The sequence below is a fragment of the Bradyrhizobium sp. UFLA05-153 genome (assembly GCF_054185185.1).
Genome location: NZ_JBBIAM010000010.1, coordinates 66,583 through 89,806, shown reverse-complemented (window position 1 = coordinate 89,806; position 23,224 = coordinate 66,583). Strand labels below are relative to the sequence as shown.

Here is a 23,224-nt window from a genome sequence, read left to right as displayed (position 1 = left end):
GTTTGCGGGACGCGCATCGGACACTCGAATTTACAGACATTACGACCGGTCACCTGAACAATGTGCCGCCTTCACTTGGACGCGGTGGTCTTGTTTTCCATATTCACGACCTGCACCCGGCGATTGACCTCCGCCATCGGCTGGCTCGGATCCTTCAGCTTGCTCTTGCCATAGCCGACGGTGACGAGGTCGGCCGCGGGAATGCTATACTTGTCGACGAGGTAGCGCTTGATCGCGTCAGCGCGGCGCTCGGACAGGTCCTGGTTGTAGCCCTCGCCGCCAGCGGCGTCGGTGTGGCCGGCGACGACGAAGGTCGAGCCCTTGATGTCGGGACTGGTCAGCGCGCGGCCGAGCGCCTGCACGGACGGCATCGACTTGGCGCTGATGTTGGCCGAGTTGTAGTCGAAGGTGATCTCGAGATCGATATTCGGCTTGTCCTTGGCGGCGGTTGCGATTTCCTCGCGTTCGGTCACCGAGAGCGAGCGCGTGGCGCGGCCCCGCACGCTCTGGAGCAATTTGGTCTCGGCGGCGCTCGGCGCCGGATCGGTGGTTTGCGGTCCGATCGAGAGGCCGCGCGTCAGGGGCTTCTTCGGCGGCGCCAGCGCTCGCACGATCTGGTCCTCGGTGACGTTGTTGCCGGTGTCCTTGTCGTCGCCTGCGAATGCGCTCGATAGCGGCAGCGTCAGCGCGGCGCCGATCGTGAGGATCGAGAGGATCGCGGTCACGCCCTTTGCAGCCAATCTCATTGCCAGTCCCTCCTGCAAAAAAAATCCTGCAACAAGCCCGGACGGGCCCTTGCGTCATCCTTGCGTTGGTCTCCGCGGGGCTCTCGGGGGTTCGAGGCGCGGCGCCCCGAATCTCAAAAAAATATCAACGTACTCCGTAACTTGCGAACTCCTGGCCGATGTTCGGATCCATCGCCTTGGCGTTCGCAATGTCCAGCGCGCCTTCCGAGGCCGAGCCGTTGCGCTGCTTGGCAAGCCCTCGCCCATAGAGCGATGAGGTCAGGCGCGGGTTGATCTTCAGCGCCGCATCGAAATCCGCGATGGCGTTCTTCACCGCCCCCGATTTCAGGTTGACCAGGCCGCGGCTGTCCAGCGCATCGACGAAGTTCGGGCGCAGCCGCAGGGCCTCGTTGCAATCCTTCAGTGCGCCCTGGAGGTCGCCGATCACGGTGCGGGTCCAGCAGCGGTTGTTCAGGGCTTCGACGTCCTTGGGATTGATCCGGATCGTGTCGTCGAAATCCTTGATCGCAAGGTTATAGGCGCCCTTGCTGGCATAGACCTGACCGCGCCGGTAGAGCGCGTTCACGTCGTCGGGGTTGGCCGCAATCTTGGCGGTCAGGCTCTTGATGGTCGGATCGTCGGCCAGCGCGGCCTGGCTCGGCCCAGTGTCGGTGTTGCCGCCGGTATTGGGGCTGGTGCCGACGTCGGCCGGCTTCACTGGCGGCTGCGTCGCGGGAATCGCCGCATCAACCTGCGGTTTCGGTGATGGCGCAGGGGCTGGCGCGGGAGAAGGCGCAGGTGCGGGAGGCGGCGCTACATTCGCTTCGACCTGCGGCTTCGGCGGCGCCGGCGCAGCCGGAGTTTGGACGGGTGTCGGCGCGGGCGGCGGGTTGTTTGCAACCACCGGCGGTGTGGGGGCGGGTGGGGCCGGCGGCGGCGTGGCCGGCTGCGCCGTGGCGGTCGGCCGCGATCCGCCGGCGCCGGGAATGAAGGAGAAATCCTCGGCCAGCGAGGACGAGATCCACGGCACCTGCTCGTTTCGCGAGGCGCGGGTGACGCCCATCTTGGTGCGGTTCAGCGTTTCCTCCGCCATCAGGTCGGGGACGCGGATTTCCTTCAAAAGTTCCTGGACGAACAGGCTGCGGTCACCGCCGCCATCCGAGGTCACCGAGCTCAAGGCGGCCGAATACATCACCAGCGTGCCGTTCGGCGCGATCACCGGCGCGAGGCCCGCGGAGAAGCTGCGGAACCGCCGCTCGAACGGGTTGCGCCTGGAGGCATCGATCAGCGCGATCTTGACGCCGGCGCCGCGAGTATTGATCTCGCCGAGCACTGTCTCGATGCTGAAACCGTCACGGCGCACGTCGGACTCGGTCCAGATCTGGGCGTCGACCGGGATCATGTAGCTCTGGCGTGCCGACTGGATGCCGAAGCCGCTGTAGAAGATCAGCACGACCGCGCCCGGCTTGATCTTGCCATAGAGCTTGTCGAAGGCGCGGCGCATGCCGTCGCCAGTCAGGTTCTCGCCGACATCGACGGTAAAGCCGTCATGCTTGAGCTCGTCGGCGACGTCGCGTGCGTCGGTGATCGGCTCCTTCAGCGGGCTGTCGGCGTCCGGATATTTGGCATTGCCGATGACCAGCGCATAGCGGTCGCCGGCGGCAAAGGATGGAGCGGTCAGGACGACCAAGAACATCAAGAGCAGAAGCGAAAGAAAGCGAATCTTCATAACGAGCGCGGTCCAGCCAAAAAGGCGCCGTTCGCGAGCTTTGCGCCGCGGCGACCTTAACTTACGCAATTTGCATTATCAAACCGGGGGGTGGGGGCGTCAACCGCTTGGAGAACAGGCATTATCGCGACAATTGACCGCGACGTCGCGGGAAAGATGGGAGGGACGAAAGCGGCTGTCACGGCATCGCTCGATCGGAGGGGGGCCCGGCGGGAACACCTCTTAGCGCGTCCATCGCGACAAAAATGTGATCGGTCTCACATGCGGGCCGGGCGAAAGGCGGCGTTTGACCTTTGCGTCCGGCGATGGCTTGCTGCTCGCGACCGCTCTTTAGGCTCCCCTCAACGAAAAAAGTGCAACCATGGGAAACCTCTACGAAGTCTACGCGCTGCGCTACGCGACGATGTCGCCCCGCACCCCCCACATGAACTTCCTGTCGCCGGACCCGCACGATAGCACCGCGCAGGATCTCGACTATTTCGTCTGGCTGATCCGCGGGGGCGGCCGCGATATCCTGGTCGATACCGGGTTCAACGCCGAGGAAGCCACCTTGCGCGCCCGCAAGCTGACGCTCAATCCGGTCGACGCGCTCGAGCATTTTGGCGTCAAGGCCTCAGCCATTGCCGACATCATCGTGACGCATCTGCACTACGACCACGCCGGCAATCTCGATCGCTTTCCGAATGCGCGTTTCCATCTGCAGGAGCGCGAGATGGCTTACGCGACGGGCCGCTGCATGTGCAACGGCTTATTGCGACATCCGTTCTCGGTCGAGCACGTCACGCAGATGGTGGGCCATGTCTATGGCGAGCGCGTCAGCTTCTATTCCGGCGACGGCGAGGTGGCGCCTGGCGTGACCGTGCACCGCGTCGGCGGTCATTCCGACGGTTTGCAGGTGGTCAGGGTCGAGACCGCGCGCGGGCCCGTGGTGCTCGCCTCCGACGCCGCGCACTATTTCGCCAATCTGCAGCGGCGCAGCCCGTTCCCGATCGTCTATAACGTCGGCGACATGGCCGCAGGCTGGGAAACGATCGAGCGCCTCGCCGGCCATCCCGATCGCTTCATCCCCGGGCACGATCCGCTGGTCACCGAGATCTATCCGCGCGCGAGCGACAAGGTCGATGCCTGGGCGCTGCACCTGCCGCCGGCGCGGTCGTTTGTGAAATGACGACGGGAGAGAGCGAGGCACCGCTCTCAATCCCTCTCAGGGCCGTAAGCAGGCGACTTAACGCTGACGATTTAGAACCAAAGCGGGGGTCGTCCAAATCCGTTATCCGCGGCGTCACCTGGATAAATAAGCAAAACCAGTGGTGTGAACAATCCAGAGATCGGAACGCAAATAAGTAAACTGGAAAAGCCCGATTTGTTTATATCGTGAAACCGCTTCGCCATGGCCGCGAACAAAACCCAGATCCCAACGATTAGATTTGCAAACCCCGTGAATACACCGAGATCCCCCATCGCACGAAGGCTGGGCCATGTCAGCGCGAAGATGGCTAGCGATCCCAGGTATCCGATTAGCATGACCATCGCGTATTGAAGTCCGCTTATCCGGCCGTAGAAGCTGAAGAACCCACGCAGATAGTTCATGTGCAGTCGCAAACGGCTATGCCGTTCCTTTCAAGCTTAAGAACACTCAACCGCTACAGTATGGTCGGGGGTTGAAGGGTCAAGAGAATCGGCATTGCTGACCCAAGTGACTGGCGTCAGCTTCGAGTGATGAGCCGGAAGGCTCTGGCTGATCGCAAGATTCCGCTCGAGCGTCAGCTGAGGTCCGCGCCCTAATACGCCTGCTTCGCGTCCGCCTCTTCGCTGGTCTGGATCAGGTCGAGGCTCTGCTCGATCTTGCCGAGCAGCGCCGACAATTGCTTGCGCTCTTGCGCGGAGAGGCAGCTGAGGATCTCGTCCTCCCGCCGCAACAGTTGCGGAAACAGCTCTTCATAGAGCGCGCGGCCCTTCTTGGTGAGTTGCAGGCGGAATTCGCGGCGGTCGGCTTCGTTCTCGACGCGCTCGATCAGGTCGGCATGTAGCAGCGCGGTCACCGCGCGGCTGATCGTGGATTTATGCGTGCGGGTGCATTGCGAGATGAACTGCGCGCTACAGGCATCGTTGCGGAAGCCGAGCGTGGCGAGCACGCGCCAGGCCGGAATGTCGAGCCCGTGCTGCTCCTGATATTCGACCGCGAGTGCGGAACTCACTTCCGCCGCCAGGCGATTCAGACGGAACGGCACGAATTTGAAAAGATCGAGCCGCGCCTTCGGCGACGCCTCGTTCGCGTCCTTCGCCTTCAGCGCGGCTTCGCTGGATGTCCTCGCCAAAAAATCGCTCCGAATGCCAGTTGACGGACGGCGGCGGCCGGTCCAAGATAGTTGCACGTGAGACTATCTAGCAGATAAGTCCCCTCCTGACCAGAGCGAAAGGTTAGCGCATGGCGCAGGCAAAAACCCAGTTCGGCTATCGCCGCCACCCGGACCAGGATCGCCCCGGCCAGACTCCGGCCGAGCATGCGATCGTGGTGGTGGGCGCGGGGCCGGTCGGGTTGTCGCTCGCGATCGATCTGGCGCAGCGCGGCCAGCGCGTGGTGCTGCTGGACGATGCCGACCGGATCGGCGAGGGCTCGCGCGCGATCTGCTTCTCGAAACGCTCGCTGGAATATTGGGACCGGCTCGGCGTCGGCGACCGCATGGTCGAAAAGGGCGTGGTGTGGAGCGTCGGCAGGATCTTCCACGGCGAGTCCCAGCTCTACCAGTTCAACCTCTTGCCGGAAGAGGGGCACAAGCGGCCCGCCTTCATCAATCTCCAGCAATATTATGCGGAAGCTTATCTCGTCGATCGCATCAACGATCTGCCGGAGATCGACCTGCGCTGGTGCAACAAGGTGACGGCGCTCGAGCAACGCAACGATTCCGCCCTGCTGACGATCGAGACGCCCGAAGGCGCCTATCGCCTCTCCGCGCAATACGTTATCGCCTGCGACGGTGCGCGCTCCTCGCTGCGGCAGATGGTCGGTGCGGACTTCGCCGGTCAGGTGTTCGAGGATCAATTCCTGATCGCCGACGTCAAGATGACCGCGGAATTCCCGACCGAGCGCTGGTTCTGGTTCGATCCGCCGTTCCATGCGGGACGTTCGGCGCTCTTGCACAAGCAGCCGGATGACGTCTGGCGCATCGACCTCCAGCTCAATCGCTATGCCGACCCTGGCGTCGAGAAGAAGCCGGAAAACGTGCGGCCGCGGATTGCGCGCATGCTCGGGCACGACAAGTTCGATTTCGAATGGATCTCGCTCTACAAATTTCAGTGCCGGCGCATGGACCGCTTCATCCATGGCCGCGTGATCTTTGCCGGCGACTCCGCGCACCAGGTCTCGCCCTTCGGCGCGCGCGGCGCCAACTCCGGACTTGAGGACGCGGAGAATCTCTCCTGGAAGCTCGATCGGGTGCTGCGCGGCCAATCACCGGCGACCTTGCTCGAGAGCTACCACGTCGAGCGCAGCATGGCGGCGGACGAGAACATCCGCGAATCGACCCGCTCGACGGATTTCATGGCGCCGAACTCGCACCAGGAGGCGCGGCTGCGCAAGGCGGTGCTGTCGCTGGCGAAAGAGACCGAGTTCGGCAAGCGCATGGTCAATGGCGGCCGGCTCTCGGTGCCTTGTAGTTACAACTCGCCGCTGTCCTCGGCCGACGTGGAGACGTGGAACGGTGGCCCGCGGCCCGGCTGTTCCATGCTGGATGCGCCGGTCAGGACGCGTGCGGGGGAGGGCGCCTATTTGACCGATATGTTCCGCAAGGGCGGAACGCAATTTGCCGTGCTCGGGTTTGGCAATGGTGCGGCGATCGAGCTGCCCGGCGACGTGAAGGACATCCGCGTCGGCGGCGAAGGCGGACTGGTCGACCCCGGCGGGCTCGCCGCAAAGCGCTACGACGCCGGGTCTGACACGGCCTATCTGCTGCGGCCCGATGGCTACGTCGCGGCACGCTTTCGTCATCCGACAAAGGCGATGGTCGCAGCGGCATTGTCGCGCGCCCAAGGCTTGAATTGAACAAGGCTTGAACTGAAGGTTTTGCGAGAATGGCTCTCTCTACCAGCTCGAACTTCGCGCGGCCCGATGACGCCTTCCGCGCCATCGTCGAGGCGCATCGTGGTCTCAGCGAGGAGCAGAGCGCGGATTTTGACGCCGCTCTGGTCCTGATCCTCGCCAACCATATCGGCGATATCGACGTTCTCCGGGAAGCGATCGTGCTCGCCAGGCGCCGCATGGTCGACGGCAAGCAGCAGCAACAGCAACAACAATAACCGTGCAAGGAACGAACTGATGGCGAAGAACTTCGCATCCACCGGCGATCTCGCGGAGAAGAAGGTCACCTTCTCCGAGATCGGCCCTGATCTCTATGCCTTCACCGCCGAGGGCGATCCGAACTCCGCCGTCATCGTCGGCGAGGACGGCTGTCTGGTGTTCGACGCGCAGGCAACGCCCGCAATGGCCAACAAGGTGATCGAGCGCGTTCGCAACGTCACCGACAAGCCGATCAAATATGTCGTGCTGTCGCATTATCACGCCGTCCGCGTGCTGGGCGCATCCGCCTACAAGGCGCAAGGCATCGTCGCCTCGCAGGAGACCTATCGGCTGATCGAGGAGCGCGGCAAGCAGGACTGGGATTCCGAGTATGGTCGATTTCCCCGTCTGTTCCAGGATGCGCAAAGCATTCCCGGCCTGACCTGGCCGACGCTCACCTTCGAAGGCGAGATGTCGATCTATCTCGGCAAACGCGAGGTGCGGCTGATGCAGCTCGGGGCCGGCCACACCTCGGGCGACATCGTCGCCTGGGTGCCGGATGCCGAGGTGATGTTCTCCGGTGATCTCATCGAATACCACTCGGCCTGCTATTGCGGCGATGCGCATTTGCGCGAGTGGCCGCTGACGCTGAACGAGATCCGCAACTTCAATCCGAAGGCGATCGCGCCGGGCCGCGGCGATGCGCTGAAGGGGACCACGACCGCGCGCGAGGCAATCGCGATGACACGCGATTTCGTCACCACGCTCTATGGCGCGGCCGAAATCTCCGTCGCCAAGGGGCGCACGCTGAAGGAAACGATGGCGGCGACGCGCGAGGTGATGGATCCCAAGTTTTCGAGCTTTGCCATCTACGAGCACTGCCTGCCATTCAACGTGTCGCGCGCCTTTGACGAGGCGTCGGGGATCGACGACCCCGTGATCTGGACCGACAAGCGCGACCAGGAGATGTGGGCTGCCTTGCAAGGAGGAGGATAGTCATGAACATCAACACCTCGCCTGATCAAATCGTTCGCAGCACGGCCCAGGTCACGCCGGGCTACATGTCCGGCTTCGGCAACAGCTTTGAGACGGAGGCGCTGCCGGGCGCGCTGCCGATGGGGCGCAATTCGCCGCAGCGCTGCGCCTATGGGCTCTATGCCGAGCAGCTCTCGGGCTCGCCCTTCACCGCGCCGCGCGGCACCAACGAGCGCTCCTGGCTCTATCGCATCCGCCCGTCGGTGAAGCATTCGGGACGCTTCGAGAAGGTCGATGCCGGCCTGTGGCGCTCGGCACCGTGCCATGAAAACGATCTGCCGATTGCGCAGCTCCGCTGGGACCCGACGCCGATCCCGAAAGAGGAGATCACGTTCCTTGAGGGCGTGCAGACCATGACGACGGCCGGGGATGTCAACACCCAGGCCGGAATGGCCGCGCATGTCTACCTCGTCACCAAATCGATGGTGGACCAGCATTTCTACAATGCTGACGGCGAGCTGATGTTCGTGCTCCAGCAGGGCAATCTTCGTCTCGTCACCGAGTTCGGCCGCATCGACGCCGAGCCCGGCGAGATCGTGGTGATCCCGCGCGGCGTCAAATTCCGCGTGGAGATTCCGAACGGGCCCGCGCGCGGCTATCTCTGCGAAAATTATGGCGGCGCCTTCACGCTGCCGGAGCGCGGACCGATCGGCGCCAACTGCCTTGCCAACGCGCGGGACTTCCTGACGCCGGTGGCCTGCTACGAGGACAAGGACACGCCGACCGAGCTCTACGTGAAGTGGGGCGGCTCCCTGTTCAAGACGACGCTGCCGCATTCGCCGATCGACGTGGTCGCCTGGCACGGCAACTACGCGCCCTACAAATATGATTTGCGCAGCTTCTCGCCGGTCGGCGCGATCGCCTTCGACCATCCCGATCCCTCGATCTTCACGGTGCTGACCTCGCCGTCGGAGACGGCGGGCACGGCGAATATCGACTTCGTCATCTTCCCGGAGCGCTGGATGGTCGCCGACAACACCTTCCGTCCGCCCTGGTATCACATGAACATCATGAGCGAGTTCATGGGGCTGGTGTACGGCGTTTATGATGCGAAGCCGCAAGGCTTTGTGCCGGGAGGGATCTCGCTGCACAATTGCATGCTGCCGCACGGCCCCGACCGCGACGCGTTCGATCACGCGAGCAACGGCGAGCTGAAGCCCGTCAAGCTCACCGGCACGCTCGCCTTCATGTTCGAGACCCGCTTCCCCCAGCGCGTCACTGAGCATGCCGCGAAGTCGTCGACGCTCCAGGACGACTATGCCGATTGCTGGAAGGGCCTCGAGAAACGCTTCGATCCGAACAGGCCGTGATGATTTGTTTTGCTCGTCATCGCCGGGCTTGACCCGGCGATCCACGCGTTTCCTCCCGTGCTGTCATTCCGGGGCGATGCGAAGCATCGAACCCGGAATCTCGAGATTCCGGGTCTGGTCCTTCGGACCATCCCGGAATGACGACCTCAATCCCGGAGAGTCTCGTGCCCCAACCCAACGACCCCAGCCTCCGCTCCTTCATCGACGTCGATCCGTCCTCCGACTTCCCGATCCAGAACCTGCCATACGGCGTGTTCTCGACGGCGGCCTATCCGGCGCCGCGGGTTGGTGTTGCGATCGGGGACTACGTGCTTGACCTCTGGGAACTCGAGCAGGATTCCCGGCTCGACGTGGGCCCGCTCGGCGTGTTCTCCGCGCCGTCACTCAATCCGTTCATGGCGCTGGGACCAAAAGTCTGGGCGAAGACGCGGGCGCGAATCAGCGAGCTGCTGCGTCGCGACCATCCGGAGCTGCGCGACAACGAGGAGCTGCGCAAGCAGGCCCTGGTGCCGATGCGCGACGTGCGGCTTCATCTGCCGTTCGCGGTCTCCGGCTATACCGACTTCTATTCGTCGAAGGAGCACGCCACCAATGTCGGCGTGATGTTCCGCGGCAAGGACAATGCGCTGCAGCCGAACTGGCTCTACATGCCGATCGGCTATAACGGCCGCGCCTCGACCGTGGTCGTGAGCGGCACCAGGGTGAAGCGGCCGCGCGGACAGTTGAAGCCGCCGACGGCCGAGGTGCCAAGCTTCGCAGCCTGCAAGCGGCTCGATTTCGAGCTGGAGATGGGCGTCGTCATCGGGCAGCCGTCGCCGATGGGCGGCATGCTCAGCGAGCAACAGGCCGAGGAGATGATCTTCGGCTTCGTCCTTCTCAACGACTGGAGCGCGCGCGACATCCAGCAGTGGGAATATGTGCCGCTGGGCCCGTTCCTCGCCAAGGCCTTTGCCACCTCGATCAGCCCGTGGGTGGTGACGCGCGAGGCGCTGGAGCCGTTCTGCACGAAAGGTCCCGAGCAGAGCCCGGCGCCGCTCGATTATCTCAGACAGGATCGGCCGCAGAACTACGATATCGAGCTCGACGTCTCCTTGCGCGCCGCCGGCACGAATGCGGCGACGAGCATCAGCCGCACCAATTTCAAGTACATGTACTGGTCGTCGGTGCAGCAATTGATGCACCACGCCTCCGGCGGCTGCGCCATGAATGTCGGCGATCTTCTGGGCTCCGGCACGATCTCGGGCCCGGAGAAGAACCAGCGCGGCAGCCTGCTGGAGATATCCTGGAACGGCACCGAGCCGGTGGAATTGCCCGGCGGGGTGAAGCGATCGTTCCTTGAAGACGGTGACAGCCTCGCGATGCGCGGCTGGTGCCAGAGCGACGGCTACCGCGTCGGCTTCGGCGAGGTCGAGGGGACGATTCTACCGGCGGAGTGAGGCGACGTTCTAACGCCACACTCCGTCATTGCGAGCGCAGCGAAGCAATCCAGAATCCTTCCGCAGAAAGATTCTGGATTGCTTCGTCGCTTCGCTCCTCGCAATGACGGTGTGGCGAGAGTCTACCGCTCCTCCGGCGGCACGCCGCGGATTCTGGCCGAATGCGCCGCGACAACCTCTGCGCTGTATTTCAAATGCACCCGCTTGTCCGACGGCAAGTGCTTCGTCACGCACACGCCGGGCCGCCATTCCTTCTCGGGGCGGATCGGGCGCGGCGCAAAGCCGCCGCCGCAGTTCGGGCAGACGTTGAAGAGTTTCGTCTCGACGCAGTCCGCACAGAACGTGCATTCATAGGAGCAGATCCGCGCATTCGTAGCATTCGGCGGCAGGTCGCAGTCGCAATATTCGCAGTTCGGCCGAAGCTGGAGGGCCATGGCTGAAATCTCCCCGAGCATGATTCGGACCCGAAGGGCCGCGTTGGCGCAAAGTGTGGAGCGGTCTTCCCTCGCGACAAACGCGGAAGGCGTTTGCGCGGAGATCATGCTCAAACAAAAATAGGCTGGCGCCGATCATCGCAGATCGCGCCCCTCGCGCGAATGCCGCATTTCCCTCGATTTCAGCCAGGCGTGAGTCCCTTCAAGGGCAGCCGCGAGCTCTCCTTCAGACGGTCGAGCACGATCGAGGAGCGCACATGCGCGACGCTCTGGTGCGGCATCAGCACGTCGTTGACGAGATTGGAGAGCCCCTTGAGGTCGCGCAGCACGGCCTTCAGCACATAATCGGCGTCGCCGGTGAGTGAATAGGCTTCCTGGATCTCGTCGATGCGGCCGACCAGGGTGCGGAACCGCTTGGCATTGTCGGGCGAGTGCGTCGCCAGGGTCACCTGGATGAAGGCGACGACGCCGAAGCCGAGCGCCTCGCTGGAGAGGTCGGCATGGTAGCCCGCGATCACCTCCTCCTCCTCCAGCCGCATCCGCCGCCGCGAGCATTGCGAGGCCGAGAGCCCCGCGATGTCGGCGAGCTCCTGGTTGGTGAGGCGGCCGTCATCCTGGAGCGCGGTCAGGATCTTGAGATCGAAGGCGTCGACCGGGATCATGCGTCATTTGTCCGTTTCATGCACAAACCATGCATATGCTACCGGAATCGCGTCCCGTTTGCACGCCCATTGCGCGCCCCATGAAGGATAGTTCAGGCGAACAATCCGGGAGAGATCGCCAATGGGTCCGTTTCCGCACGATGCACCGCCCGCCACCATCAGCGCCGACAATCCGATGGGCACCGACGGGTTCGAGTTCGTCGAATACGCCCATCCCAATCCGCAAGAGCTGCACGCGCTGTTCACGCTGATGGGCTTTGCACCCGTCGCGCGCCACCGCACCAAGAAGATCACAGTCTATCGCCAGGGTGACATCAATTACCTCGTCAACGAGGAGCCCGGCACGCATGGCTTCGATTTCGTCGCCGCGCATGGGCCGTGCGCGCCATCGATGGCGTTCCGCGTGGTCGATGCGAAGGCGGCCTATGACCGCGCGATCGCGCTCGGCGCCGAGCCGGCCGAGGCGGCGTCCGCGCAGAAGACGCTGGATGTGCCCGCGATCAAGGGCATCGGCGGCAGCCTCCTCTATCTCGTCGATCGCTATGGCGCGAAAGGCTCGGCCTATGATGCCGAGTTCGAATGGCTTGGCGCCCGTGACCCGCGCCCGGTCGGTGCCGGCCTGTTCTATCTCGATCACCTCACCCACAACGTCCATCGCGGCCGCATGGATGTCTGGGCTGGCTTCTACGAGAAGCTCTTCAACTTCCGCCAGATCCGCTTCTTCGATATCGAGGGCCGCGCGTCCGGCCTGTTCTCGCGCGCGCTGACCAGCCCCGACGGCAAGATCCGCATTCCCATCAACGAGGATGCGGGCGAGTCCGGCCAGATCGAAGAATATCTGAAGGTCTATCGCGGCGAAGGCATCCAGCACATCGCCTGCGGCTGCCGCGAGATCCACGGCACGATCGAGGGGCTGCGTGAGGCCGGCCTGCCCTTCATGCCGTCACCGCCCGACACCTATTTCGAGAAGGTCGACGCGCGGCTGCCCAGACACGGCGAGGACGTCGCGCGATTGCAGCGCAACGGCATTTTGATCGACGGCGAGGGTGTCGTCGACGGCGGCCAGACCAAGGTGCTGCTCCAGATCTTCTCGGCGAACGCGATTGGCCCGATCTTCTTTGAGTTCATCCAGCGCAAGGGCGACGACGGCTTTGGCGAGGGGAATTTCAAGGCGCTGTTCGAATCGATCGAGGAGGATCAGATTCGGCGCGGCGTGCTGAAGGTGGACGACGCGGCTTAAGCACGCGTTGTTGGGCACGCTGTCTCATCAAACACAACTGTCGTCCCGGCGAAGGCCGGGACCCATAACCCCAGGGAGTGGTTGTGGCGCGAAAGCGGTAACCCAGAGTCTTCGTCAAACCACTTCCTGTGGTTATGGGTCCCGGGCTCGCGCTTCGCGCGCCCCGGGACGACGAGCGGGGAGTGCGGCGGCAGCGCCGCTACCGCCCCGCCTTCCACGCGCTCGTCACCGTCCCAATGTCCGCCGCTTCCGGCTCGCGAACCACTGACGGCGTGCGCGAGAACCGCGGCGCGGGCGCCGGCTGCTTCACGTCGTGGCGCTCGATGAAGACGTTGCGCGCGACCATGTGCGGATGCTCGGTGGCTTCCGACATCGTCAGCACCGGCGCGAAGCAGATGTCGGTGCCTTCCATGATCCTGCACCAGTCCTCGCGCGTCTTGCTCTTGAAGACGGCCTTCAATTTCTCCTTCAGCGCCGGCCAGGCCTTGCGGTCCATCTGTGCCTCGAAATCGGCGTCGGTGAGCCCGGCGTGTTGCCGCAGCAGCGCGTAGAATTGCGGCTCGATCGAGCCGATCGAGATGAAATGGCCGCAGGCGCATTCGTAGACGCCGTAGAAATGCGCGCCGCCATCGAGAAAGTTCTGGTCGCGGCCTTCGGTCCAGCGGCCCATCGCGGCCATGTCGAAGAAGAACGACATCAGCGAGGCCGCGCCGTCGCACATCGCGGTGTCGACCACCTGGCCCTTGCCGGACCTTTGCGCTTCCAGGAGCGCCGCGAGCACGCCGACCACGAGATAAAGCGCGCCGCCGCCGAAATCGCCGACCAGGTTGAGCGGCGGCACCGGCGCATCCTTCGTGCCGATCGCGGCCAGCGCGCCGGTAATGGAGATGTAGTTGATGTCGTGGCCCGCGGCATTCGCGAGCGGTCCTTCCTGGCCCCAGCCGGTCATGCGGCCGTAGACGAGCTTTGGGTTGCGCGCGAGCACGACATCGGGTCCGAGCCCGAGCCGCTCCATCACGCCGGGACGGAAACCTTCGATCAGCGCGTCCGCGTTGGCGAGCAGGTCGAGAACCTGCGCGATTGCGCCCTTGTCCTTCAGGTCGAGCTCGATCACCTTGCGGCCGCGGCCGGCCACCGACTTCATGCTCTTCTTCGCGCCGACGCGATCGAGCGTGACGACCTCGGCGCCCATGTCGGCGAGCAGCATGCAGGCGAAGGGGCCGGGGCCGATGCCCGCGAATTCGACGATGCGGAAACCTGCGAGCGGGCCGGAGGCGCGGACGGAGGAGCCTTCTGATCTTTCCTGGGCTGATTGATCGAGCACGTTGTTGTTTCCTCGGGGTCGCAAGACGGGCGCGGGAGACGCACGTTCCTCTGCGGGGCGAGTTAATCCGTCGATTAAATTTTCTCGCCTTCGACCCGACGAGGCAAGCGCTTTTGATGCATGGGCGCATAATAAAAGCGGCGCGCATTGCTGCGCGCCGCGGAAAATTTGTGTTGAGTAGCTATTAGCCCGCGGCAGCAACCGCGCGCTGCGCCATCACCTTGATCAGATTGGCGCGGTAGTCAGCCGAGCCGTGCAGATCCGAGAGCAAACCGCTCGCGGGGATCGTCACGCCGTCGATGCTTGATGCCGCCCAGTTCGCCTTCAGAGCGGCTTCGATGGCGCCAACGCGCATCACGCCGCTCTGCGAAGCGCCGGTCACGGCCACGCGGACGTCGCCCGATTTGGTCTGGGCAACGAACACGCCGGTCAGCGCGAAGCGCGAGGCCGGATGCGGGAATTTGGCGTAACCCGCCTTCGCCGGAACCGGGAACGACACGGCGGTGATGATCTCGCCGTCCTCAAGGGCGGTCGCGAACAGGCCCTTGAAGTAGTCGTCCGCCGCGATCGAGCGCTTGTTGGTCTTGATCGTCGCACCCAGCGCCAGCACGGCGGCCGGATAGTCGGCGGCCGGATCGTTGTTGGCGAGCGAGCCGCCGATCGTGCCGCGATAGCGCACCGCGGGATCGCCGATCAGTGAGGCCAGATACGCAACCGCCGGGATCGCCTTCATCGCGGCGTCGCTGGTCGCGACGTCGTAATGCGGCGTCGCGGCCTTGATGGTCAGCGTGTCGCCGGAGGCATCAACGCCGATCAGCTCCTTGATCTTCGCAAGGTCGATCACGTCGGAGGGGCTGGCGAGCCGCTGCTTCATCACCGGCAGCAGCGTCTGGCCGCCGGAGAGATATTTTGCCTCGCTGCCCTTGGCGAACAGCGCGGCTGCCTCGTCGACAGAGGAGGCACGATGATAAGTGGTCTGGTACATCTTCGTTCCTCCTCTTAAGCCGCGTGGATCGTGCGCCACACCCGGTCAGGGGTCGCGGGCATTTCCAAATTGTTCTTGCCGATCGCGTCCGTGATCGCGTTGATCACGGCCGCGGACGCGCCGATCGCGCCGGCCTCGCCGCAGCCCTTGATGCCGAGCGGATTGCCGGGACAAAGGGTCGTGGTGTGGCTGAGCTTGAACGACGGCAGATCGTCGGCGCGCGGCATGGTGTAATCCATGAACGAAGCCGTGATCGGCTGTCCGTTGGCGTCATAGACGGCGTGCTCGAGCAGCGCCTGGCCGATGCCTTGTGCGAGGCCGCCATGGACCTGGCCCTCGACGATCATCGGATTGATCAGGCGCCCGAAATCGTCGGCCGCCACGAAGTTGACGAACGACGTCTTGCCAGTGGCGGGATCGACCTCGAGCTCGCAGATGTAGGCGCCGGCCGGGAAGGTGAAGTTGGAGGGGTCGTAGAAGGCGCTTTCCTTCAGGCCCGGCTCCATCCCGTCAGGTAGATTGTGCGCCGTATAGGCCGCGAGTGCGACCATCGGCAGCGCGATCGACTTGTCGGTGCCGGTGACCTTGAACTCGCCATTCTCGATGACGATGTCGGCTTCCGAGGCTTCGAGCTGATGGGCCGCGATCTTCTTGGCCTTGGACTCCACCTTCTCCATCGCTTTCAGGATCGCGGTGAGACCGACGGCCGCGGAGCGCGAGCCGTAGGTGCCCATGCCGAACTGCACCTTGTCGGTGTCGCCATGGACGATCGAGACCTGGCTGATCGGAACCCCTAGGCGTTCCGAAATGAGCTGAGCGAACGCCGTCTCATGGCCCTGGCCGTGGCTGTGTGAACCGGTCAGGACCTCGATGGTGCCGACCGGGTTGACGCGTACCTCGGCCGATTCCCACAAGCCGACGCCGGCGCCCAGGCTGCCGACCGCCTTCGACGGAGCGATGCCGCAGGCCTCGATGTAGCAGGAGACGCCGATGCCGCGCAGCTTGCCTTGGGCCTTCGCCTGCGCCTTGCGGCCTGCGAAGCCGGCATAGTCGATCGCTTTCATGGCTGCATCGAGCGAAGCATTAAAGTCGCCGGTGTCATAGGCCATGATGACCGGCGTCTGATGCGGGAACTGGGTGATGAAGTTCGTCTTGCGCAGTGCGGCCGGATCGACCTTCAGTTGCCGCGCCGCCGTCTCCATCATCCGTTCGACCAGGTAGCTCGCTTCGGGCCGGCCCGCGCCGCGATAGGCATCCACCGGCGTGGTGTTGGTGTAGACGGCAATCACCTCGGCATGGATCGCCGGGATGTCGTACTGGCCCGACAGCAGCGTCGCGTAGAGATAGGTCGGCACCGCCGAGGAGAACAGCGACATATAGGCGCCGAAATTGGCGTAGGTTTTCACCTTCAGGCCGGTGATCTTGTTGTTGGCGTCGAACGCCATCTCCGCATGCGTGACATGGTCGCGACCATGCGCGTCGGTGAGGAAGGCCTCGGTGCGGTCGCCGGTCCACTTCACCGGACGGCCGGTCTTCTTCGACGCCCACAGCGCCACCATCTCCTCGGGGTAGATGTAGATCTTGGAGCCGAAGCCGCCACCGACATCGGGTGCGATCACGCGCAGCTTGTGCTCGGGCGCGATGTTGTAGAAGGCCGACAGCACGAGCCGCGCGACATGCGGATTTTGCGACGTCGTGTAGAGCGTGAAATGCTCTTCCGCCTCGTTGTAGTCGGCAACCGCCGAGCGCGGCTCCATCGGGTTCGGTGCGAGGCGGTTGTTGGTGAGGTCAAGCTTCACCACATTGGCTGCCTTCGAGAAGGCGTCGTTCACGGCACTCTCGTCGCCGATGACCCAGTCATAGATCTGGTTGCCGGGTGCCTCGGGATGGAGTTGAGGCGCGCCGGCCTTGATCGCGTCGGTCACGTTCGCGACAGCGGGCAGTTCCTCGTAATCGACGACCACGGCTTCGGCGGCGTCACGCGCCAGGTTCTTGCTTTCGGCGATCACGACTGCGACCGCCTGGCCGACGAAGCGCACCGTTTCCGGCGCCATCGCCGGCCATGCGCCCATCTTCATCGGGCTACCGTCCTTGGAGGTGATGGCCCAGCCGCAGATGAGGTTGCCGACCTTGTCGTCGACGATCTGCTTGCCGTTGAGCACCGCGACCACGCCCGGCAGCTTCAACGCCGCGGAGGCGTCGATGCCTTTCACCTTGGCGTGCGCGTGGGGGCTGCGGATGAAATGGGCATACGTCATGCCCGGTAGCTTGACGTCGTCGACATACCGGCCCTTGCCGGTAATGAAACGCTTGTCTTCCTTGCGCACAACGCTTGCGCCGATGCCTTCAACACCCATGTCCTGTCCTCCCGACCGGAATTTGTTTGACCGCGCTTTCCATCGAAAGCTGCGGCGGTTGTTCGATTAGGCGAGGTCGCCGCTTACTCGGCGGCCTGCGCGACCTTCATGCGGCCGGCGGCATCCAGCACCGCCTTCACGATGTTATGGTAACCGGTGCAGCGGCAGATATTGCCTTCGAGCTCGTGGCGGACGGTGGCTTCATCGAGCTGGCCACCGTGGCGCTGCACGATGTCGACCGCCGACATGATCATGCCCGGCGTGCAGTAGCCGCACTGCAAACCGTGATTATCGCGGAACGCCGCCTGCATCGGGTGCAATTCGTCGCCCTTGGCAAGACCTTCGATCGTGGTGACGTTTGCGCCGTCGGCCTGGCCTGCCAGCATGGTGCAGGATTTTACCGCGCGGCCGTCGATATGCACGACGCAGGCGCCGCACTGGCTGGTGTCGCAGCCGACATGCGTGCCGGTGAGGTTGAGGTGATCGCGCAGGAGATGGACCAGCAGCGTGCGGTCCTCGACATCGACAGAAACAGCCTTGCCGTTCACTGTCAGTTTGACTGTAGACACGTGAGTACCTCCCATATGTGTTTTGTCGTTATTCCAATTAGAGACAGCGCGAACGGAACTTTGCAACTGGGATTTTGGTGACTGCGCGTCATGGAAAGGTCATCGCGGCCAGTCGAAGGTGCGCGATTCGATCATGACGTTCCATGCCGCCGCCAACGCGTGGCGCGGCCCGTGAGACGCTTTCGGAAAGATCTGCTTCGCGCCTGCGGCGGCGTGCCTTCCATGCCGCCGCGCGACGTCGCTCGCCCTCGGACCTCAGCCCTGTCGCGCGTCGTTTCTCCCTTTGATGCCTTGTTCGTTGAGCGAATAGGAGCACGAGCTCACGGCTTTGTAATCGCGATCTTGGTAGTAGGTTTTTGCGAGCTAAGCCATTGATTTTATTGGAGGTGCCTCTGGCAGGGTCCGGCCGTCGCGGCGATTGGGGCGCCCTAGTACTTCCTGGCGATTGATCGAAAGCGGACGCCGCCCCCTAGTCGAGCCCTACAAGCAAACAGGAGGGTGGAAGCGATGCAGATGAACGACAGTCAGCGGATCCCGGCGTCGAAGGCCAAGGTGTGGGCTGCGCTCAACGATCCCGACATTCTCAGGCGCTGCATTCCCGGCTGCCAATCGCTCGAGATGGCATCGCCGACGGAAATGACGGCAACCGTGGTGCTGAAGGTTGGTCCGGTGAAGGCGACGTTCAGCGGCAAGGTGACGCTGGCCGATATCGACGCGCCCAACGGCTATCGCATCATCGGCGAAGGCGCCGGCGGCGTGGCCGGTTTCGCCAAGGGCGGCGCGAAAGTCAGGCTCGAGGAAGAATCGCCCGACGTCACCATCCTGCACTACGAGACCGACGCGCAGATCGGCGGCAAGCTTGCGCAACTCGGCTCGCGGCTGATCGATTCGACGTCGAAGAAGCTGGCCGCGAATTTCTTCGAGAGCTTTGCGACTGTGGTAGCGCCATCATCGTGATTGACGCAGGTGATCGACGCGCGACGTCAGGTGCAACGATCGGATCACGGCACGATGTTGCCGCAAATCCGATCGTGCATTGCGAGCTGCAAAATAATGGCAAGACGCAAGCGTCGACAACGAGATGAGCGGCAAAGGCGCCAGTGATTTGCACTACTACCTTCCGCCTATACTAAGCGCGCCAAGCCGATGCTGTAATTTCCAACGATGGATCGCAGACAAACTGCGCATCACGAGCGCAGCGCGCTCAGGCGCCCAACATGGCGTGCACACCAACACCGCGGAGGGAATACATGACCTTTGGAACGAAGGGCTTTTTGGCTGGCATTTCGATGATTGCGATGCTGGCCGCCAGCACGTCGGGCGTTCGCGCCAACGACTCGGTGCTCAAGGCGCAATCCGATGCGAACCAGTGGGCGGTTTCCGGCCACGACTATGGCAACACGCGCTTCAGCCCGCTCAATCAGATCAACACCGAGAACGCCGGCAAGCTGACGCTCGCCTATTCGTTCTCGCTGGCGTCGCTGCGCTCGAACGAATCCTCGCCGATCGTGATCGGCAACACGCTCTACGTCTCGAGCTCCTGGGGCCCGAAATACGTCTACGCGCTCGATGCCGCGACCGGCGCGCGCAAATGGACCTGGGAGCCCGACATTCCCGATGACGTGCTGCAATACGCCTGCTGCGACGTGAACAATCGCGGCGTCACCTACGCCGACGGCAAGATCTTCGTCGGCCGCCTCGACGGCAAGCTGACGGCGCTCGATGCCGCGACCGGCAAGTCGCTGTGGACCGCCAAGGTGGTCGACTACAAGCAGGGTTCGGTCATCACTTCGCCGCCGCTCGTCGTTCGCGACAGGGTCATCACCGGCTTCGGCGGCGGCGAGTATGGCGTGCGCGGCGCGTTGCTCGCGTTCGACATCAGCACTGGCAAGCAGATGTGGCAGACCTTCACCGTCCCCAAACCGGACGAACCCGGCGGCGACACCTGGAAAGGCGACTCTGCCGAACACGGCGGCGGTGCGGCCTGGCTGGTCGGCTCCTATGATCCCAAGAGTGATACGGTTTATTGGGGCACCAGCAATCCCGCTCCGTGGAACTCGGCTGTCCGCTCGACGGGCAATGGCGATTTCGGCAAGCTGACCAATCTCTATACGGCCTCCACGCTCGCCCTCGACCCCAACACCGGCAGGATCAAGTGGCACATCCAGACCACGCCGGCCGATGCCTGGGACTATGACGGCGTCAACGAAGCCGTGCTCGCCGACCTCAATATCGGCGGCAGCAACGTTCCGGCGCTGATGAAGGCGGATCGCAATGGCTTCTTCTTCGTCGCCAACCGCGAGACCGGCAAGGTTCTTTCGGCTGAGAAATATGTCTTCTCCAACTGGGCGCAGAAGTGGGACGTCGCCACCATGCGTGCGGTCGAAGACCCCGAGAAGCGTCCGGGACCTGGCCATCCCATCAAGGACGTCTGTCCGAACCTGATCGGCGGCAAGAACTGGCAGCCGATGTCGTTCAATCCGCAGACCGGTCTCGTCTACATCCCGTCCAACAATGTTTGCATGGACTGGTCGGTGAGCGACATTTCCTACAAGCGCGGCGTGTTCTATCTGGGTGGTGAGTTCCCGCCCAAGGAAGGCCCCGGCGGCTTCATGGGCGAGCTCGTGGCCTGGGATCCGGTCGCGCAGAAGAAGGTCTGGTCCATCAAGGAAGACCTGCCGTTCAACGGTGGCACGCTGACCACGGCTGGCGGCCTGGTGTTTGCCGGTAACATCCATGGCGATTTCCGCGCCATCGATGCGAAGTCCGGCAAGGTGCTCTGGAGCAAGAATCTCGGCTCCGGCATTGGTGCAGGTCCCGTGACCTATCAGGTCGACGGTAAGCAATATGTGGCCATCGTCGTCGGTCGCACCGCTGCGATGCCCGCATTCCTGGGCGGCATCGGCGGGAAGATGACGGCCGCAGCTCCCGAGGGCGGTTCGCTCTTCGTGTTCTCCGTCCAGTGACCACTCGCGCGCGTATCTCAGAGGTGACGAGATACGCGCGCGCTTTTTCCAGACGATCGTTGCGGCATCGGTTGATGCCTTGTGCCGCAACGCCTGGTCCAACAAGTCCCAACTACGGGAGATGAGGATGCGCCGGAATCATCTTGGAAGCGGCAAGAGCCGAAATCGCGCCATGACTGCGCTGGTCGCATGGATCGCAGCGTCCGCGATGACCGCGCCCATCGCAACGGCTCACGCGGACGAGGCGCAGCCGTTCCGGCTCTGCGCCGATCCGACCAATCTGCCGTTTTCGAGCGACGGTGCGTCGCAGCCGGGCTTCTATGTCGAGATCGGGCAGGCCCTGGCGCAGGCGCTCGGCCAGCCGATCGCGTACGACTGGTACAAATCCTATTTCGGCAAGCGCACCGTGCGCGTCACGCTGCTCGGCAAGCAATGCGACTCCATGATCGGCCTGCCGCGCTCCGAGGATTTCATGGGGCCGGCCGTAATCTTCTCCAACGCTTTCGCGAAGGAAGGCTACGCCCTGGTGGCGGCGAAGGGACAGGCGATCGGCGGCGTCGACGGCCTCAAGGGCAAGCGCGTCGCAGTGCAGTTCGCCAGCACGCCGCAAAACCTGCTCGCGAGCCGCGACGACATCCAGAAGGTGACCGTGCTGTCGCCCGAGGAAGGCATGCAGGCGCTCGACCAGGGCAAGGCCGACGTCGCCTTCATCTGGGGGCCTGTCGCCGGCTGGCTGAACAAGACCACCTACCGCGATCGCTATCAGATCGAGCTCACCGAAGGCGAAGGCTTGTCATGGGACGCGGCCATCGGCTTCGCGAAGACGTCGACGGAGCTGCGCGATCGCGTCGATGCCATCCTGCCGCAGCTTCAGAAGACGATCGCCGATCTCGCGGTGAAATACGGCTTGCCGACCGGCCAACCGGTTCGCTTCGGCGCCCAGGCGGTGCCGGCGGGAATAACGACGGGAACGGGAACCGGAGCCCGGGTGACTGAGATCGCCAACGTGCTGGCGACCGAGACCAAGGGCGAGGCGGCCGCGCCAAGCGCCGAGGCCGTCGGCACGGGCAAGGAGATCTTCAACGGCACCTGTGCACATTGTCACGGTCCCGACGCGATCCAGAGCGAGAAGAAGATCGATCTGCGGCTGCTGCGTCACCGCTACGGCGACGAGATGCGCGAGAAATACTGGACCACCGTGCATGAAGGACGGCCTGCCAAGGGCATGCCGGCCTGGAAGGAAGTCTTCACGGACGACCAGTTCGACAACATCTATTCCTTCCTGCTGACGGTCCAGTCCGAATCGAACGACTGAACGATCTTGACCGGACGCGATCGGGAGGATGTGGTAGCGTCCATCCGGCATCCTCCCGGTGCCGGACGGTCACCGCAGGAATGCGCCGCTTCCGCTCCTGCGGTGAAGTCTTGTGCGATCGACTCTTGGGAAGGCGCCATGACCAGCTTCCTGATCATCGACGATCATCCGCTGTTTCGCGAGGCGCTCGGCAATGCGGTGCGGCTGGCATTGCCGGAGGCGCGGATCTTCGAGGCGATGTCGATCGAGGACGCCCTGCATATCCTCTCGGCCGAACAGGGCATCGACCTCGCGCTGCTCGATCTCTCGCTGCCGGATGCGACCGGCTTCTCCGGCTTTCTCCGCCTGCGCGAGACCTATCCGCGCCTGCCGGTCGCCATCGTGTCGAGCGAGGAGGATCAGCACGTCGTCCGCGAGGCGCTGGCGCTGGGCGCTGCCGGCTATCTGCCGAAGTCGACGTCGAAACGCGAGCTCGCGCAATCGATCGAGGGTGTGCTGAGCGGATCGGTCTCGGTGCCGAAGGATTTTGTCGCGACGCCGCAGCGGCGCCGCGCCGACACCAGCAAGGCGCTCGCGGTCAAGCTGCGCGAGCTGACGCCGCAGCAGCTTCGCGTGCTCGACCTCCTGCGCCGCGGCTATCCGAACCGGCAGATCGCCCAGGAACTTCAGCTTGCGGAGTCCACCGTGAAGGCGCACATCACCGAGATCCTGCGCAAGCTCGGCCTGTTCAGCCGCAACAAGGCGATCATCGAGATCGGCAAGATGGACCTGCCCGATCCCAAGGGCCGGCCCTATGCGCGGGCCGATCGCGGCAGGCCGCAATAATGCGCGCTCTCGTTGTTGACCTGGATCAACCCGGTT

The 23,224-nt window shown here is 63.8% G+C and carries 21 protein-coding genes; 11 read left to right on the top strand and 10 right to left on the bottom strand.

Annotated features, from left to right (window positions below; genetic code table 11):
* Nucleotides 1–71 precede the first annotated feature (71 nt).
* Both Q2941_RS08840 and Q2941_RS08835 read right to left on the bottom strand, forming a co-directional pair.
* Nucleotides 72–746 carry an OmpA family protein gene (locus Q2941_RS08840; protein WP_458192227.1) on the bottom strand — a complete coding sequence of 225 codons (675 nt, stop codon included), beginning with the start codon at nt 744–746 and terminating at the stop codon, nt 72–74.
* 124 nt (nt 747–870) lie between these two features.
* Nucleotides 871–2,454 (bottom strand): caspase family protein, encoded by a 1,584-nt coding sequence (locus tag Q2941_RS08835; protein WP_027526364.1) that lies wholly within the window; start codon nt 2,452–2,454, stop codon nt 871–873.
* A 361-nt stretch (nt 2,455–2,815) separates the two neighbouring features.
* Between Q2941_RS08835 and Q2941_RS08830 the strand changes: the two genes are divergently transcribed.
* Nucleotides 2,816–3,622 carry an N-acyl homoserine lactonase family protein gene (locus Q2941_RS08830; RefSeq protein WP_458192226.1) on the top strand — a complete coding sequence of 269 codons (807 nt, stop codon included), beginning with the start codon at nt 2,816–2,818 and terminating at the stop codon, nt 3,620–3,622.
* A 71-nt stretch (nt 3,623–3,693) separates the two neighbouring features.
* Here the strand turns inward: Q2941_RS08830 and Q2941_RS08825 are convergent, their stop codons facing one another.
* Together Q2941_RS08825 and Q2941_RS08820 are read right to left on the bottom strand one after the other, a co-directional pair.
* Complete coding sequence (locus Q2941_RS08825) at nt 3,694–4,044, bottom strand: DUF805 domain-containing protein (protein ID WP_458192225.1); 351 nt, start codon at nt 4,042–4,044, stop codon at nt 3,694–3,696.
* Between the two features lie 191 nt (nt 4,045–4,235).
* A complete protein-coding gene (locus Q2941_RS08820; protein ID WP_027526361.1) occupies nt 4,236–4,772 on the bottom strand; it encodes a MarR family winged helix-turn-helix transcriptional regulator in 537 nt (178 codons plus the stop codon).
* 110 nt (nt 4,773–4,882) lie between these two features.
* On the opposite strand from Q2941_RS08820, the gene Q2941_RS08815 reads away from it, so the two are divergent.
* From Q2941_RS08815 to fahA, 5 genes are all read left to right on the top strand, one after another.
* Entirely contained in the window at nt 4,883–6,496 is a 1,614-nt protein-coding gene (locus tag Q2941_RS08815) for an FAD-dependent oxidoreductase (RefSeq protein WP_254109373.1), read from the top strand.
* Between the two features lie 29 nt (nt 6,497–6,525).
* Nucleotides 6,526–6,750, top strand: a complete 225-nt coding sequence (locus Q2941_RS08810; protein ID WP_027526359.1) for a DUF2783 domain-containing protein — start codon at nt 6,526–6,528, stop codon at nt 6,748–6,750.
* A 19-nt stretch (nt 6,751–6,769) separates the two neighbouring features.
* The gene (locus Q2941_RS08805; RefSeq protein ID WP_458192224.1) at nt 6,770–7,726 is read left to right on the top strand and encodes an MBL fold metallo-hydrolase; all 957 of its coding nucleotides are present in this window, start codon (nt 6,770–6,772) and stop codon (nt 7,724–7,726) included.
* A 2-nt stretch (nt 7,727–7,728) separates the two neighbouring features.
* Nucleotides 7,729–9,075, top strand: coding sequence for a homogentisate 1,2-dioxygenase (hmgA, locus tag Q2941_RS08800; protein WP_254109371.1), 1,347 nt, complete (start codon nt 7,729–7,731; stop codon nt 9,073–9,075).
* A 164-nt stretch (nt 9,076–9,239) separates the two neighbouring features.
* On the top strand, nt 9,240–10,511 hold the full coding sequence (fahA, locus tag Q2941_RS08795) for a fumarylacetoacetase (protein ID WP_458192223.1): 1,272 nt from the start codon (nt 9,240–9,242) through the stop codon (nt 10,509–10,511).
* A 122-nt stretch (nt 10,512–10,633) separates the two neighbouring features.
* Here the strand turns inward: fahA and Q2941_RS08790 are convergent, their stop codons facing one another.
* A complete protein-coding gene (locus Q2941_RS08790) occupies nt 10,634–10,945 on the bottom strand; it encodes a DUF1272 domain-containing protein (RefSeq protein WP_027526355.1) in 312 nt (103 codons plus the stop codon).
* A 182-nt stretch (nt 10,946–11,127) separates the two neighbouring features.
* Nucleotides 11,128–11,607, bottom strand: a complete 480-nt coding sequence (locus Q2941_RS08785; protein WP_458192222.1) for an Lrp/AsnC family transcriptional regulator — start codon at nt 11,605–11,607, stop codon at nt 11,128–11,130.
* Between the two features lie 121 nt (nt 11,608–11,728).
* Between Q2941_RS08785 and hppD the strand changes: the two genes are divergently transcribed.
* On the top strand, nt 11,729–12,847 hold the full coding sequence (gene hppD, locus Q2941_RS08780) for a 4-hydroxyphenylpyruvate dioxygenase (RefSeq protein ID WP_458192221.1): 1,119 nt from the start codon (nt 11,729–11,731) through the stop codon (nt 12,845–12,847).
* Between the two features lie 199 nt (nt 12,848–13,046).
* On the opposite strand, the gene Q2941_RS08775 is transcribed toward hppD, so the two are convergent.
* The 4 genes from Q2941_RS08775 to Q2941_RS08760 form a co-directional block, all read right to left on the bottom strand.
* Nucleotides 13,047–14,171, bottom strand: coding sequence for a CaiB/BaiF CoA transferase family protein (locus tag Q2941_RS08775; RefSeq protein ID WP_458192220.1), 1,125 nt, complete (start codon nt 14,169–14,171; stop codon nt 13,047–13,049).
* Between the two features lie 184 nt (nt 14,172–14,355).
* Nucleotides 14,356–15,156, bottom strand: a complete 801-nt coding sequence (locus Q2941_RS08770) for an FAD binding domain-containing protein (RefSeq protein WP_458192219.1) — start codon at nt 15,154–15,156, stop codon at nt 14,356–14,358.
* A gap of 14 nt (nt 15,157–15,170) precedes the next feature.
* Nucleotides 15,171–17,513 (bottom strand): xanthine dehydrogenase family protein molybdopterin-binding subunit, encoded by a 2,343-nt coding sequence (locus Q2941_RS08765; RefSeq protein WP_458192218.1) that lies wholly within the window; start codon nt 17,511–17,513, stop codon nt 15,171–15,173.
* Nucleotides 17,514–17,596: 83 nt separating this feature from the next.
* Nucleotides 17,597–18,082 (bottom strand): (2Fe-2S)-binding protein, encoded by a 486-nt coding sequence (locus Q2941_RS08760; protein ID WP_027526349.1) that lies wholly within the window; start codon nt 18,080–18,082, stop codon nt 17,597–17,599.
* A 507-nt stretch (nt 18,083–18,589) separates the two neighbouring features.
* Between Q2941_RS08760 and Q2941_RS08755 the strand changes: the two genes are divergently transcribed.
* The 4 genes from Q2941_RS08755 to Q2941_RS08740 all read left to right on the top strand — a co-directional run bounded on the left by Q2941_RS08755 (nt 18,590) and on the right by Q2941_RS08740 (nt 23,188).
* Entirely contained in the window at nt 18,590–19,039 is a 450-nt protein-coding gene (locus Q2941_RS08755; protein WP_027526348.1) for an SRPBCC family protein, read from the top strand.
* A gap of 293 nt (nt 19,040–19,332) precedes the next feature.
* Entirely contained in the window at nt 19,333–21,048 is a 1,716-nt protein-coding gene (locus Q2941_RS08750) for a PQQ-dependent methanol/ethanol family dehydrogenase (RefSeq protein ID WP_458192217.1), read from the top strand.
* 121 nt (nt 21,049–21,169) lie between these two features.
* Nucleotides 21,170–22,363 (top strand): c-type cytochrome, encoded by a 1,194-nt coding sequence (locus Q2941_RS08745; protein WP_458192216.1) that lies wholly within the window; start codon nt 21,170–21,172, stop codon nt 22,361–22,363.
* A gap of 138 nt (nt 22,364–22,501) precedes the next feature.
* Complete coding sequence (locus Q2941_RS08740) at nt 22,502–23,188, top strand: response regulator (protein WP_027526345.1); 687 nt, start codon at nt 22,502–22,504, stop codon at nt 23,186–23,188.
* The last annotated feature ends 36 nt before the right edge of the window (nt 23,189–23,224 follow it).